This is a genomic window from Halopolyspora algeriensis, from assembly GCF_003337235.1.
Taxonomy (GTDB): Bacteria; Actinomycetota; Actinomycetes; order Mycobacteriales; family Pseudonocardiaceae; genus Haloactinomyces; species Haloactinomyces algeriensis.
Genome location: NZ_QPJC01000005.1, coordinates 229161 through 242788, shown reverse-complemented (window position 1 = coordinate 242788; position 13628 = coordinate 229161). Strand labels below are relative to the sequence as shown.

At 68.7% G+C, this 13628-nt stretch carries 14 protein-coding genes; 7 read left to right on the top strand and 7 right to left on the bottom strand.

Annotation, left to right across the window (positions count from 1 at the left end; all coding sequences use genetic code 11):
- Positions 1–134: 134 nt before the first annotated feature.
- Positions 135–485, top strand: a complete 351-nt coding sequence (locus DFQ14_RS10750; RefSeq protein WP_114453070.1) for an oxidoreductase — start codon at positions 135–137, stop codon at positions 483–485.
- Between the two features lie 82 nt (positions 486–567).
- On the opposite strand, the gene DFQ14_RS10745 is transcribed toward DFQ14_RS10750, so the two are convergent.
- A complete protein-coding gene (locus DFQ14_RS10745) occupies positions 568–2064 on the bottom strand; it encodes a leucyl aminopeptidase (RefSeq protein ID WP_114453069.1) in 1497 nt (498 codons plus the stop codon).
- A 256-nt stretch (positions 2065–2320) separates the two neighbouring features.
- On the opposite strand from DFQ14_RS10745, the gene DFQ14_RS10740 reads away from it, so the two are divergent.
- The 4 genes from DFQ14_RS10740 (at position 2321) to DFQ14_RS10725 (ending at position 6477) form a co-directional block, all read left to right on the top strand.
- Complete coding sequence (locus DFQ14_RS10740) at positions 2321–3559, top strand: APC family permease (RefSeq protein ID WP_114453068.1); 1239 nt, start codon at positions 2321–2323, stop codon at positions 3557–3559.
- A 186-nt stretch (positions 3560–3745) separates the two neighbouring features.
- The gene (locus DFQ14_RS10735; protein ID WP_114453067.1) at positions 3746–4849 is read left to right on the top strand and encodes a branched-chain amino acid aminotransferase; all 1104 of its coding nucleotides are present in this window, start codon (positions 3746–3748) and stop codon (positions 4847–4849) included.
- A 244-nt stretch (positions 4850–5093) separates the two neighbouring features.
- The gene (locus tag DFQ14_RS10730) at positions 5094–6182 is read left to right on the top strand and encodes a WD40/YVTN/BNR-like repeat-containing protein (protein ID WP_114453066.1); all 1089 of its coding nucleotides are present in this window, start codon (positions 5094–5096) and stop codon (positions 6180–6182) included.
- A gap of 10 nt (positions 6183–6192) precedes the next feature.
- The gene (locus DFQ14_RS10725) at positions 6193–6477 is read left to right on the top strand and encodes a ubiquitin-like small modifier protein 1 (protein ID WP_114453065.1); all 285 of its coding nucleotides are present in this window, start codon (positions 6193–6195) and stop codon (positions 6475–6477) included.
- Positions 6478–6717: 240 nt separating this feature from the next.
- On the opposite strand, the gene cobS is transcribed toward DFQ14_RS10725, so the two are convergent.
- Genes cobS through DFQ14_RS10700 form a run of 5 tightly spaced genes read right to left on the bottom strand, consistent with a single transcriptional unit; the run spans position 6718 to position 10903 of the window.
- Positions 6718–7461 (bottom strand): adenosylcobinamide-GDP ribazoletransferase, encoded by a 744-nt coding sequence (gene cobS / locus DFQ14_RS10720; protein ID WP_114453064.1) that lies wholly within the window; start codon positions 7459–7461, stop codon positions 6718–6720.
- 13 nt (positions 7462–7474) lie between these two features.
- Positions 7475–8614, bottom strand: a complete 1140-nt coding sequence (gene cobT, locus DFQ14_RS10715; RefSeq protein WP_114453122.1) for a nicotinate-nucleotide--dimethylbenzimidazole phosphoribosyltransferase — start codon at positions 8612–8614, stop codon at positions 7475–7477.
- Positions 8615–8653: 39 nt separating this feature from the next.
- Positions 8654–9202 (bottom strand): bifunctional adenosylcobinamide kinase/adenosylcobinamide-phosphate guanylyltransferase, encoded by a 549-nt coding sequence (gene cobU / locus DFQ14_RS10710; RefSeq protein WP_114453121.1) that lies wholly within the window; start codon positions 9200–9202, stop codon positions 8654–8656.
- 10 nt (positions 9203–9212) lie between these two features.
- Entirely contained in the window at positions 9213–10199 is a 987-nt protein-coding gene (locus DFQ14_RS10705) for an aldo/keto reductase family protein (protein WP_114453063.1), read from the bottom strand.
- Positions 10200–10255: 56 nt separating this feature from the next.
- Positions 10256–10903: a DUF3043 domain-containing protein gene (locus DFQ14_RS10700; protein WP_114453062.1), complete on the bottom strand. Its 648-nt coding sequence runs from the start codon at positions 10901–10903 to the stop codon at positions 10256–10258.
- A 231-nt stretch (positions 10904–11134) separates the two neighbouring features.
- On the opposite strand from DFQ14_RS10700, the gene DFQ14_RS10695 reads away from it, so the two are divergent.
- On the top strand, positions 11135–11518 hold the full coding sequence (locus DFQ14_RS10695) for a HesB/IscA family protein (protein WP_114453061.1): 384 nt from the start codon (positions 11135–11137) through the stop codon (positions 11516–11518).
- 59 nt (positions 11519–11577) lie between these two features.
- Here DFQ14_RS10695 and DFQ14_RS10690 read toward each other — a convergent pair whose 3' ends face one another.
- Positions 11578–11790, bottom strand: a complete 213-nt coding sequence (locus tag DFQ14_RS10690; RefSeq protein ID WP_114453060.1) for an RNA-binding S4 domain-containing protein — start codon at positions 11788–11790, stop codon at positions 11578–11580.
- A gap of 334 nt (positions 11791–12124) precedes the next feature.
- Here DFQ14_RS10690 and DFQ14_RS10685 point away from each other — a divergent pair, with 334 nt between their 5' ends.
- Positions 12125–13603, top strand: a complete 1479-nt coding sequence (locus tag DFQ14_RS10685) for an FAD-binding oxidoreductase (RefSeq protein ID WP_114453059.1) — start codon at positions 12125–12127, stop codon at positions 13601–13603.
- Positions 13604–13628: the final 25 nt, after the last annotated feature.

Here is a 13628-nt window from a genome sequence, read left to right as displayed (position 1 = left end):
GCGTGGTGTTCGTCGCGGAAGACCTGAGGTCACAGTTGGCCCACACTCCGTGAACGGATTTCACTCGGCGAACGGCCGTGCGCGCTCGAACTGGCAATATCGGGGATGGACGTCGGGAAAAGGAGGCGAGCACGGTGGGGCTGTTCGATCGTCTACGGCGTCGGCGGCGCACCGGAGGTGCGAAACCGGCACGCTCGGAGGATACCGAGTACCTGCGCGCTTGGGCTGCCCAGCGGCGCGGGGTGGAGGGGTTCGTCGAACCGCCCACGGCGATGACGCAGACGACTCTGGTGCTGGTCGCCCACGATGGTGAATGGACACGGCGGCGCGTCAGCAGCGCCGACGCGGCCCACCGATTCACCAACAAGCTGGGGATCCCGTTCTACGAGGTGACCAAGACCGGCTACCCGCAACGGATGCGTGATTACCAGGCACGGCAGCGTGCCTTGCGGAAACGGCAGTACCGCAGGTCACTGGGGGAATGATACCCCCGTGCGGGGTCGGGAGCACGGGGCCTCCGACCCGGTGGGGCCGCCTTCCCGGGAAAGCGGCCCCACCGGGGGACGATCAGTTGTTCTCGGCGATATCGGCCAGTACGGCGGCCATCGTGCGCACCGGAACACCGGTTCCGCCCTTGGGGGTGTAGCCCCACGGCGAGCTCGCGTTGAAGGCGGGACCGGCCACATCGATGTGCGCCCAGGACACTCCTTCCGAAACGAACTCGCGCAGGAAATGCCCGGCCGCGAGCATTCCACCCCAGCGGTGCCCGGCCACATTGGCCATGTCGGCCAGCCGCGAGTCGAGATCGCCGCGCAATTCCTCCGGCAACGGCATCGCCCAGCCGGCCTCGCCGGTGGCCTGGGACAGCTCCGCGACCCGGTCGCGGAACTCGTCACTGCCCATCACCCCCGGAGTGCGCTTGCCCAGCGAGACCACCTGCGCACCGGTCAGGGTGGACGTCTCGACCAGGTAGTCGGGGCCGTCCTCACAGGCGCGGGCGATGGCGTCGGCCAGGACCAACCGGCCTTCCGCATCGGTGTTGAGCACCTCGACGGTCTTGCCGCCGTACATGGTCAGCACATCGCCGGGCCGGTAGGCCGTGCCGGAGGGCATGTTCTCGGCCATCGGCACGGTCGCGGTGATCTCCAGCGGGTAGTTGAGCTTGGCGGCCAGCACCATCGTGGCCACCACCGCGGCAGCCCCCGACATGTCCGAGGTCATCTCGTCCATGTTCGCGGCGGGCTTCAGGGAAATCCCGCCGGTGTCGAAGGTGATGCCCTTGCCCACCAGCGCCACCTTCTTGGCGCCCTTCGCGCCCTTGTGGCGCATCCGCACCAGCCGGGGTGGGCGAGAAGAGCCGCCACCCACGCCGAGGATCCCGCCATACCCGTGTTTGCGCAGGTCATCAGCGTCGGAGATCTCCACTTCCAGGCCCGCCGAACGGCCCAGTTCACTCGCCCGCTCGGCGAAGGAGGCCGGGAAGAGATCGTTCGGTGGCGTGTTGATCAGGTCGCGGGCCGTGTTGACGGCCTCCCCGATGGCGGTGGCGCCCTTGAGCGTGGCCTTGTTCGTCTCGTCCTTGACACCTCCGGAGACCAGGAGGTCCACCTTGCCGACCGGGTCGTCGCCCGATTCGGATTTGTACCGGGTGAACGAGTAGGCGCCCATCACGGTGCCCTGCACGGTGGCCGAAAGATCCACCAGGGACAGCGTCGTGGCGGCATGGGTCACACCCGGCAGCGCTCGGGCGGCCGCCCCCGAGGCACGCCGGACGGATTCGGCGGTGAACTCGCCGTCCGAGCCCGGCTTGCCCAAACCCGTGGCGACCAGGATGCCGGCGTTCAACGAGCTCCCCGCCGGTAATTTGACGACCTCGTCGGCCTTGCCGGTCGCGCCCAAAGCCGCGAGCGCCTTGCTCAGATCCCCGTCGAAGGCGGCGGCGACCTCGTCGGCGCCCGGTGCCGGCTCCGGGCCCTGCGCACCCTGAACAGTACCGATGATCAGCGCCTCGACGGTCAGTGTGGCGGCCGCGTCGTCGGTGAGGGCAAGCTTGGGCGTTGTCACGTGCGGATCCTCTCGAGCCGTGCCGGTGCCTTCGCGAACGGTCCACGCGGGCACGCGGCGTTGATGGAGTCACCCCGCACTCTAGAACGCTCGACGCCGGTGAGCGGAACAGGCGGCTTCCCGGCGGATCCGGTAAATGTGAACGATTTCCACCGGCACGGGCCCTGCGTGGGCACGGGGCTTTATACTCTGGGGTCGCTTCCGGGGCGGCCGACAGGCGGCTGTCCGGAGCACCCGCATCTGCGAGGGTGATCACGTGGCGCAACGATCGGAACTGCCCCGGCGGCTCGCGACCGATGCCGGCGCGATCCCGTTCGGCCTCGGTGGGATGCTGGGGGCGGGGGTGTTCCTCGGGTTGGCCCCCGCCTCGGCGCTGGCCGGAGCGTGGCTGCTGCTCGGGATACCGGTCGCCGGCCTGGCGGCTGCCTGTTGTGCCCTGTCGACGGCCGAGCAGTCGGTCGCCTACCGCGGTCCCGGTGCCGCCTACACCTGTATCCGAGCGCAGTTGGGCGTTGTCCCGGGACGGATCGCCGCCGGTACACACCTGCTCGGGCAGGTCGCCGCCATGGCAGCCCTCGCAGGCGGCATCGAGGCCTATCTGCCCACGTCGAGTCCGCTCATCGCGGCCGTGCTCGTGCTGCTCACCGTGGTCGCCGCGACGGCGGGACTCCGCATCCGGGGCGGCGCCGCGTGGTTGTGGCTCGGCCTGACTCCGGCTGTTGTGGCCCTGGTGGTCCTGGCGTGCTGGGCGATCGCCCCGGCGCCTGTCGGTTCCTCTGCGCAGCACACCACGCCGATGGGCATCCCCGCCGCGGCGGGGACGATGTTCTTCGCGTTCCTCGGTTTCGAGCGGGTGACGGCGCCCGCCGAGGAGCGGGACCGATACGGGCGCCCGGCGATGCGCAGTGCCGCCGTCGTGATGTTCGCGGCCACCGTCGCCATCCTGCTGATCGTGGGCGTCTCCGTGCTTCACCAGCTCGGTGCGGCACGGCTCGCGCTGTCGCCTGCCCCGATGCTCCGTGCCCTGCAGGCGGCCGACGCCGCCACGCTCACCTCCCTGGTCGGCGCCGGGGCCGCGCTGGCGATGCTGCCCGTGCTGCTCGGTGCGCTCGAGTTGTTCCGCTCCACGGCACTGGCCGTGCTCTCCGACGGCGATCTGCCCACCCTGTTCGACCGGAGGGCCGGTGGCGGTACTCCCTACCTCCTGGATCTCGGCGGCGGCCTCGCCGCTGCCGGGCTCGCGGTACTCGTCGAACCCGGCCAGGCGATCACCCTGGCCGCATGCTGCCTGCTCGTGCACTACGCGTTCGCCAATGCCGGTGCGCGTGTGCTCCTGGTGAACGAGTCGACATGGCGGATGCGCATGGCATGCCTGGGGGTGGGGCTGTGCGTGATACTGGCGATGAGCATGCCGGTACCGGCCATGCTCGGAACTCTGGGGGCCGCCGTGCTGGGGCCCCTGCTGGGGGGTGTGCTCACCCGGCGCTGGAGCTGAACGGCAAGCTGCGCACCGGGCCGGTCAGCCCGGTGCGGAAGCGCCGTCACGCCCGCGGATCCGCCGGGTGACCGGCCCCGGCGAGTCGTTGCCCGAGCAACCCCGCCCCGGCCACCGAAAAACTAGGAGGGCCAAGTTTTGGTGAGCCGGTTTCCACTGCTCGAAAGGGCGCGATACGGTACGCACATGAGTGAATTGCTGTCGTTTTCCCGGACTTCCAATCCGCAACCGACCACCGCACAACGTCGGACCGAAATACTGGCAAATCCGGGATTCGGACAGCACTTCACCGATCACATGATCACGATCCGCTGGAGCGGTGCACGCGGCTGGCACGATGCCCGTCTCGAGCCGTATCACTCGATCGAACTCGACCCGGCCACCACGGTGTTGCACTACGGGCAGGCCATCTTCGAGGGCCTGAAGGCCTACCGGCAACCGGACGGCTCGGTCGCCTCGTTCCGGCCGGAGGCGAATGCGGCGCGGTTCCGCAGTTCGGCGCGGCGGCTGGCCATGCCCGAACTTCCGGACGAGCTGTTCCTCGACTCCCTGCGAGAGCTGGTCGCCGTCGACGGGCATTGGGTCCCCGAGGAGGGGGAGAGCTCGCTGTACCTGCGGCCGTTCATGATCTCCACCGAGGCCAGTCTCGGCGTCAACCGGCCGTCGGACTCGTACCTGTACATGCTGATCGCCTCACCGGCCGGGTCGTACTTCTCCGGTGGGATCAAACCGGTCACGGTGTGGTTGAGCCACGAGTACGTCCGTGCGGCCCCCGGAGGAACCGGTGCGGCGAAGTTCGCCGGTAACTACGCGGCCTCGTTCCTCGCACAGGCTCAAGCGTCCGAACAAGGCTGCGACCAGGTCGTGTGGCTGGATGCGGCCGAGCGGCGTGCCGTCGAGGAAATGGGCGGGATGAACCTGTTCTTCGTGTTCGGCTCGGGAGCCGACGCCCGCCTGGTGACACCCGAGCTGAGCGGCAGCCTGCTGCCCGGCATCACCCGCTCCTCGCTGCTCCGCCTCGGTGAGGAACTCGGTATGCAGGTCGAGGAGCGGCGGATCACGACCGAGGAATGGGAGAAGAAGGCTGCCTCCGGCGAACTGACCGAGGTCTTCGCCTGTGGCACCGCCGCCGTCATCACTCCCGTCGGGCACGTCAAGCACAGCGAGGGCGAGTTCACCATCGGGGACGGTCGGCCCGGTGCGGTGACCATGTCCTTGCGCGAGAAGCTCACCGGTATCCAGCAGGGCGTGCTCACCGACACCAACGGATGGATGACCCCGCTCGTCTGAAGCGCACCCGCACGGCTGTCCACGGCGCTCCCCACCGGGGAGCGCCGTTCTTCTGCCGCACGAACGCCGAACCACTGCCGTTCGCGGGGTTTTCCGGTGGCTCGAGAACTGTTGCCTGGTGTTCGTCGACGGTGTTCGTCGGGGGCTCCGAGTAGTTTCCCGATGAGAGTCGGAGCTCGGCGAAGTCTGAAGTACGGCGAGGTCCGACGTACGGCGAGAGCGGGAACGCAACCGGGAGGTGACCATGGCAGCGACGGTGTTGCTGGCGATCGGGACGAGGAAGGGACTGTGGCTGGCCACCAGCCGTCACGGCCGCACCACGTGGGAGGTGACCGGGCCGCACCTGCCCATGGCCGATATCTACGCGGTGGCCATCGACACGCGCCGCCGCCCGCGGATCCTGGTCGCGGCCACCAGCGAGCACTTCGGTCCGAGCGTGCTCACCAGCGACGATCTGGGTGCGAGCTGGCAAGAGCCGGAGCACGCCCCCGTGGCCTTTCCCGCCGATACCGACGCGGCGCTGACCCGGGTGTGGCAGATCGCCCCCGGACCCGCCGACGAACCCGATGTGGTCTACGCCGGGACGGAACCATCCGCGCTGTTCCGTTCCCAGGACGGTGGCCGCACGTATGAACTGGTCCGCGGTCTGTGGGAGCACCCGCACCGCAAGGAGTGGTTCCCGGGAGGTGGCGGGCAGGCGGTGCACACCATCCTGGCGCATCCCCAAGATCCGCAGCGGATGATCGTGGCGATGTCCACCGGTGGCGTGTACCGCACCGAGGACGGCGGAACCAGCTGGCAGGCGAGCAATCGGGGCATTCACGCATACTTCCTGCCCGAGGAATACCCGGAGTTCGGTCAGTGCGTGCACAAGGTCGCCGGACATCCGGCGGCACCGGAGCGGTTCTTCCTGCAGCACCACCACGGGGTGTACCGCAGCGACGACGGAGCGAGCAGCTGGCACTCGATCGCCGATGGCCTACCCGGCGACTTCGGTTTCCCGATCGCCGTGCATCCGCACCGCCCCGATGTCGTCTACGGCTTCCCGCTGGTCGCCGACGCCAGGCGCTTCCCGCCCGACGGCCGCTGCCGTGTCTACCGCAGCGAGGACGCGGGTGAATCGTGGAGCGCCCTGTCCGACGGATTGCCGAGGGAAGGATTCTGGTCGGCGGTGATGCGGGACGCGCTGTGCCTCGACGATGCCGACCCGGCCGGGGTGTACTTCGGCTCCCGTTCCGGTGAGGTCTATGCCAGCGCGGACGAGGGAGACAGCTGGCGCCGGATCGCCGGGCACCTGCCCGACGTGCTCTCGGTCCGCGCGGCGACGGTCTGAGGTGAGGCGGATGCGGATCACGCTGCTGCTGCCGCAGATGCTGCGGGCGAGTGCGGACGGTGCCCCACGAGTGGAGATCGAGGTGTCCGAGGGCGCCACACTGGGCGGCGTGCTGGACGAGCTGCACGCTCGTCACCCGGCCCTCGAGCGGCGTCTGCGGGACGAGCGCCGAGCGCTGCGCCGCTATGTGAACTTCTACCTCGACGGGCGGGAATGCCGGGAGCTGGACGGTGCGGCATCTCGGCTCGCCGACGGCGCGGAGGTTCTGGTGATCCCGTCCGTAGCAGGCGGATAGCCCTCCTCAGGAGTGCTTTCATGATCGACCTGGCGCGGTGGTCGGTGAACCGCCTTCTCAGATGCAGTCCTTCCAAGAGAAGGGGTTGCCCAGCGTTGGAGGCCACATCAGGTAGCCACTCTCCATCACGTGGCCCCCTGCCTTGCATATGCCCCAGCTGGGGCAACGAACTGAAACAGCCGGAGCCGGTCGGTTTGCTCAGGCTGATCAAGCGTGCAAAAACCATTCTGAAGGGACCCGTCAGGCCAGGGTGCACACCGCCAGCACCGCCGTGGTGGACAGCTCGCCGGACGCGCCGAGCACATCACCGGTGATCCCGCCGAACCTGCGGCGCACATGCCCGGTGAAAACCAGGAGGGCGGCACCGGTCAGCAGTACCGCGAGCACACCGATCCACCACGCACCACCGGTGGCGAACGCACCCAGCGCTGCCAGCACCCCCCACCAGACGAATACCACCCAGGCCGGCTGGGATCCCGCCACCAGCGCACCCAGCCCCTCCGGTCTCGCGGCCGGAACCCCGCGGCGGCAGCACAGCACGAAAGCCGCGCGTCCCACGGACCAGGCCAGCACCACCGCCGCCCAGTCCCCGGCTCGCGCGAGGTCGGAGAGGCCGACCACCTGGATCGCCAGGACCAGGATCAGGGCGGCCACGGCGAACGGCCCGGTGCTGCCGTCGCGCATCACCGACAGCGCGCGTTCCGGCGGGCCGTAGCAGCCGAGCCCGTCGACCGTGTCGGCCAGGCCGTCGATGTGCATCCCCCGGGTGGCCAGCACCAGAGCTCCCACCGTGATGAGACCGGCGAGCAGGGCAGGCGCGGAGAGCGCGGTCAGTGCCCACAGCAGCAGAGCGGCGAACGCGCCGAGCAGAGCACCGACCAGCGGGGCAACCCCGATGGCCCGGCGTCCCGTTCGCGCATCGACGGTGCCGACCCGAACGGGCACCACACTCAGCAGGGACAGGGCGAGTCGAAAACCGTCCACGGAGCAGCTCGCGTCAGAACGATTTCCCGGAGCGTCCCTCCGCGGAGGGACCGGAAGCTTCCGCCGCGGTCGGGCCACCGATCCCGGCCTCGCCGAAGGTGGCCATCTCGGCGAGCACGCGTATGCCCGCCGTCAGCAGCGGCAGTGCCGTCACCGCGCCGGAACCCTCACCGAGCCGCATACCCAGATCCAGCACCGGTTCGAGGTCGAGATGATCCAGCACCAGCGAGGCACCGGGCTCGACCGAACGGTGTCCGGCCAGCCACCACTGCCGAGCTCCCGGAGCCAGCTCCTCGGCCACCATCGCGGCCGAGCCCACGACGACGCCGTCCAGGATGACGGGGGTGCGCCGCACCGCGGCTTGCGCGAGGAAACCGGCCATGGCGGCGATGTCGGCTCCTGCCGAGGTGCGCAGCAATGCGATCGGGTCGTCGACCACCGTGCGAGCCCGCCGCAACGCATCCCGGATCGCAGTCGTCTTGCGCATCCACGCGTCATCGTCGATTCCGGTACCGCGCCCCACCACGGACACCGGTTCACTGCCGGTGAGTGCCGCGATGAGCACCGCGGCCGGCGTCGTGTTGGCGATGCCCATGTCGCCGGCGACGAGCAGGTCCGCGCCGCTGTCCACCTCCTCGTCGGCCACCGCTCGCCCGGCGGCCACGGCGGCGTGTGCCTGCTCGGATGTGAGGGCGTCGGTACGGTCGATCGAGCCGGAGCCGCGCCGCACCTTGTGCGCGCTGACGATCTCCGAGGTGTCGGCATCGACAGCCATGTCCACCACGCGCACGCTCGCGCCGGAACCGGAGGCGAGGGCGTTGATCGCCGCGCCGCCGGTGAGGAAATTGGTCACCATCTGCTCGGTGACCTCACTCGGGTAGGCCGACACGCCACTGGAGGCGATGCCGTGATCCCCGGCGAAGATCACCACACGCGGGCGAGCGAAGGGATGCGGGGGGCAGGCGCCCTGCCGGGCAGCGGCCCACACGCCGAGCTCCTCCAGTCGGCCCAGTGATCCGGCGGGCTTGGTGAGCTGTTCCTGCCGGGCCACCGCCTCCCTGCCCGCCTGCTCGTCGGGAGCCTGCACCGCGGCGAACTCGGGAGGGTGTTCAGGCGCGTGAGCTCGGGTGCTCGACTGAAACGAATCGGGCACGGTGGACAAGTCTTACCTCCGTAATCGTTCGGTCCCCGCTCAACGCAAGCGGAGCGGCACCCCGGCGACGAGCAGGACCACCTCGTCGCACACCTCGGCGAGTCGCGCGTTGAGCGCGCCGAGCTCGTCCCGGAAAAGCCTTCCGGACCTGGTCGCGGGAACGATGCCCAGCCCGACTTCGGCCGAGACCAGCACCAGACGGGCAGGGCAATCACCGACCGTGGCCACGAGGGCATCGCAGTGTCCGGCAACGGTGGCCAGCCCCTGCGGATCACGTTCCCAGGCCGCCGCATCGTCCAGGGTTCCGGTCAGCCACGTCGCCAGATCGTCGACCAGCAGTGCCGGACCCGAGGAGGTGGCAGCCCGCAGGACTTGCCGTACATCGTCCGGATGCGGGGCCTCCGAAGTACGCCAGCCGGGCGGCCGGCGTGCGACGTGGGCGGCGATCCGCTCGGACCACTCGGCATCCTCGGGATCGTGCCGCGAGGTCGCCACGTAGATCACCGGCTCCGTCGCAGGAAGCAGTCCCTCGGCATGTGCCGATTTACCCGAGCGAGCGCCACCGAGAACCAGCGTGCGGTGCGTCACGAACACCCCCTCACGGGGTGGTGGTGTGCCGCGGATCGGTTTCCGGCAGGTCGTCCAGGATCTCGTCGATCCTGTCGAGGACGTCCTGCTCCAGTGTGACACCGGCGGCGGCCGCGTTGTCGACGACCTGCTCCGGGCGCGAGGCACCGATGATCGCCGCCGAGACGTTGCTGTTGTTCAGCACCCATGCCACCGCGAGCTGGGCCATCGACAGCCCGAGGTCCGAGGCGATGGGCTTGAGCTGCTGCACCCGCTCCAGCACCTCGTCGCGCATCCACCGCGAGATCATGTTCGCGCCCCCGGTCTCGTCCGTGGCGCGCGAGCCCGTGGGTGGTTGCTGCCCCGGCAGATACTTGCCGGTGAGCGCTCCCTGGGCGATCGGGGACCACACGATCTGCCCGATGCCTTCCCGCTCACAGGTGGGCACCACCTGAGATTCGATGACCCGCCACAGCATCGAGTACTGCGGCTGATTGGAGACCAGGGGAACCCGCAGTTCGCGAGCCAGCTCCGCGGCCCGCGAGATCTGCTCGGCGTTCCACTCCGAGACGCCGATGTAGAGCGCCTTGCCCTGGCGAACCAGGTCGGCGAACGCGGTCATCGTTTCTTCCAGCGGCACCGTGCGGTCGAACCGGTGCGCCTGATACAGGTCGACGTACTCCGTCTGCAGCCTGCGCAGCGAGGCATTGCAGGATTCCATGATGTGCTTGCGGCCGAGACCGCGGTCGTTGCGGCCCTCACCGGTGGGGAAGTAGACCTTCGTGAAGATCTCCACGCTTTCCCGGCGCACACCGGTCAGCGCGCGGCCGAGCACGGACTCCGCCCTGGTGCCTGCGTACACATCCGCCGTGTCGTAGGACGTGATGCCCGCGTCGAGCGCAGCACGAACGCACTCCTGCGCCTGCTCCTCCTCGATCTGGGAACCGTGCGTGAGCCAGTTTCCGTAGGCGATCTCGCTGATGTTCAGGCCGCTGTTGCCGAGGCGACGAAACTCCATACCCGGAACCCTAGATCGATCGCGGCGGAACACCACCCGGTGGGTGGCGCGTCCGCTCAACCGACCTTGGCGGCGTCCCGCGGGGTGACGCGGGGACGTGGCACCCGGAGCTTGCGGATCTGCATCGCCCGCGTGAAGGCGTACCAGCCGATGCTCAACGGGCGGTCCTTGGCATCCGGATATTTCGCACGGACGCGCCGGTTGACGACCCTGCCGAGAACGAAGCCCTCGAAGAGCATCGTGAGGAGCAGGACCAGGGTGGCCAGGGTCGCGTACTGCTGGACGACGATATTTTGCACCAGGGTCGTGGCGAACACGATGAGCACCAGGGGCATGAACAGGCCCATCAGGTGGCGGCGCGAGTCGACGATGTCGCGGACATGGGCCCGGACCGGCCCGCGGTCGCGTGGCATGAGATAACGATCGTCCCCGGCCATCATGCGCTCGCGGCGCTCGGCGGCGGCCTTGCGGCGTTCCTCCTTGCTCTGCTTGTTGCCGCGCATGCGCTTGATGGCCTCGCGCTGTGTCCGGGGTGGTGGCGCCACGGGACCCCGGCGCCTGTTCTCGGCCTCCCTGCGCTTCGGGGTCGGGCGTCCCTTGGCGGCAGTGTGCTCGGCAGTGGTCCCCTCCGCCGACTGCACAGTCCCGCTTCCGGGATCGGCGGTGGTGGCCTGGTCGGTGCTGCTTCGACGAAGGAACCTCACACCTCCAGGGTATGTGACGCCGATATCGCGCAGTATGCGACCACCGACCGTGGGAATGCGTCGAGCAGGCGGTGCGTACGTCACACCAGTTCACGGCCGATCTGTGTCACCATGGAGGGAGCAGAACAGCTGTAAGGATCCGTCACCCTCGGGTGCACCCGTGGGAATAGTTCGAACGCGCGTGATGTTCGACATCACGCGAGCCTACGAGCAGAACCTCAAGGGAGAGCCATGACAGCCCAGGACCTCTCTACGGAGCAGGGAACCTCCACGGAGACCGAGGCGCCCGCGCACGGTGTCACACTGACCGAATCGGCGGCCGGGAAGGCCAAGGCCCTGCTCGAGCAGGAGGGCCGTGACGACATGCACCTGCGCATCGCCGTCCAGCCCGGTGGCTGTGCCGGATTGCGCTACCAGCTCTTCTTCGACGAGCGCACGCTTGACGGCGACGCGGTGCGCGACTTCAGCGGCCTCGACGTGGTCGTCGACCGGATGAGCGCCCCCTACGTGCAGGGCGCGGTGATCGACTTCGTCGACACCATCGAGAAGCAGGGCTTCACGATCGACAACCCGAACGCGGGCGGCTCCTGCGCCTGCGGCGACTCGTTCCACTGACGCTCTTCGCGAAAGCGGTTCCCGGTGTGTCATCACCACCGGGAACCGCTTTCGTCTGTTCAGTCGCTCACCACGCGGATCACCTCGTCGCCGACCACGACGCTGTCCCCGGCCGCGATCTGACGTCCTCGCCGGGTCTCGACGGTGTCGTTGACCTGGACCTCCCCCTCGTCCAGCAGGGATTTGGCCTCCGCCCCGTGTTCGGCGAGCCCGGCCAGCTTCAACAGTTGCCCCAGGCGGATGGTGCCTTCACGGATTTCCACTTGCTGCATGGTGCCATTGTCCTCGCGGCACTCCGGCCGCTCTTCGGCGCCGCCTGGCGATGACTTTTTCGGATTTCCTCTGGTCACAGCCGTGTATCGCTCTACACTGAAGGTGGCGGGCGACACGAACGGAAACGATGTTCGACGCGTTGACCGGGAATTTCCGTCTGTGACTCCGAGTGCCGGATCCCGGCCGCGTGCCACCGTCCTTCTGCGGGGCCGACCGCTGACCGCTTATCCATCGTGATGACGGCGGTGGTCGGAACCTGCCGACTCGAAGCCGAGTGGAGCGCTCTTCTCCCACTGCTGTCAGCACGGCGTTCAGCACCACGGAGGAAGAGCGATGACGAAACACGACTTGCATCGCACTCCCATCGAGCAATTACGCAGCCGGTTCGATGGGGCCGTACTCACTCCCGGTGATCCGGGATACGAGGACGCGCGGAGCCTGTTCAATGCGATGATCACGGCACGCCCCCGGGTGATCGCCCAGTGTGAGCATGCACGCGACGTTCGCGCGGCTCTCGAGTTCGCCCGCCGGCATGATCTGCGCATCGCTGTGCGCAGCGGCGGCCACAGCGTCGCCGGAGCGAGCTTGATCGACGAAGGACTCGTGATCGACATGCGTCGGATGAACGCCGTCTCGGTCGATCCCGAGGCTCGCACGGTGACGGTCGGTGGCGGCGCCGCGTGGGGAGATCTCGACCGGGCCACTCAGCCGTACCACCTCGTGACCACGGGCGGCCGGGTGTCGACGACCGGTGTTGCCGGCCTGACTCTCGGAGGTGGGTCCGGTTGGATCGAGCGGAAGTACGGGCTGGCCTGTGACAACCTTCTCTCGGTCGATCTCGTGACGGCCGACGGCCGCGAGATCACGGCAGGCGAGCAGGAGAATCCCGAACTCTTCTGGGCCCTGCACGGGGGCGGTGGCAACTTCGGTGTCGCCACCTCGCTGACTTTCCGCCTGCACGAGGCCCCCGAGTTCGCGGCGGCATTGATGATCTGGCCGGGCAGCGAAGGCCGCAGGGTCGCCGGGTGTTACCGCGACTTCGCGGAGCGGGCTCCGAACGAGATCGGCGGGGGCCTGGTCTACGTGACGGGACCGCCGGAGCAGTTCGTCCCCGAGAACATGGTGAACACATTGTGCTGCATGGTGTTGATCACATCCCTGGGGACCGAGAGCGACCTGCGTGAGCGGATCGAGCCACTGCTGGACCTGCACCCGGCAGGCCACGTGATCACGGATATTCCGTATGCCGATCTGCAGTGCATGCTCGACGACCCCCCGGGCTATCGCAATCACTGGTCGGCCGAGTATCTGCGCGAGTTGCCGGACGAGGCCCTCGACCTCTTCTGTGCCCGCGCACAGGACATGCCCGTTCCCTCACCCTCACAGCATGCGCTGTTGCCCTGGGGAGGTGCCGTCGCTCGGGAGAGCGACAGCAGCGCGATGGCGAACCGCGACGTCCCGTGGGTCGTGCACCCGCTGGGACTGTGGGAGAACCCGGAGGACGACGATGCGGTCAAGCGCTGGGCACACGGCCTCCGCGATGATCTTCGGCAGTGGTCGACCGGAGCGGTGTATCTGAACTTCATCGGCGACGAGGGCGCGGATCGGGTGGTCGCCGGTTACGGCCGGGACAACTATGCACGCTTGAGCAGGATCAAGGCCGAGTACGACCCCGGTAATGTCTTCAATCGGTGGCACAACGTACGCCCGGATCCGGGCGTGACTCCGGACGTGGACGTGGTGGTTCCGGACGTCATCGCGCCCGGGACGTCCACGTCGGACTCCGGGCCGTCGAAGCCCGAACCGGCCTGATGCCTCCTTCCGCGGGTGCCGGGAC

Excerpts from the sequence above, each read along its gene's own strand:
- DFQ14_RS10685 (WP_114453059.1), top strand. The coding sequence starts at position 12,125 with ATGACGAAACACGACTTGCATCGCACTCCCATCGAGCAATTACGCAGC.
- DFQ14_RS10690 (WP_114453060.1), bottom strand. The coding sequence starts at position 11,790 with ATGCAGCAAGTGGAAATCCGTGAAGGCACCATCCGCCTGGGGCAACTG.
- DFQ14_RS10735 (WP_114453067.1), top strand. The coding sequence starts at position 3,746 with ATGAGTGAATTGCTGTCGTTTTCCCGGACTTCCAATCCGCAACCGACC.
- DFQ14_RS10725 (WP_114453065.1), top strand. The coding sequence starts at position 6,193 with ATGCGGATCACGCTGCTGCTGCCGCAGATGCTGCGGGCGAGTGCGGAC.
- DFQ14_RS10695 (WP_114453061.1), top strand. The coding sequence starts at position 11,135 with ATGACAGCCCAGGACCTCTCTACGGAGCAGGGAACCTCCACGGAGACC.
- DFQ14_RS10705 (WP_114453063.1), bottom strand. The coding sequence starts at position 10,199 with ATGGAGTTTCGTCGCCTCGGCAACAGCGGCCTGAACATCAGCGAGATC.
- DFQ14_RS10730 (WP_114453066.1), top strand. The coding sequence starts at position 5,094 with ATGGCAGCGACGGTGTTGCTGGCGATCGGGACGAGGAAGGGACTGTGG.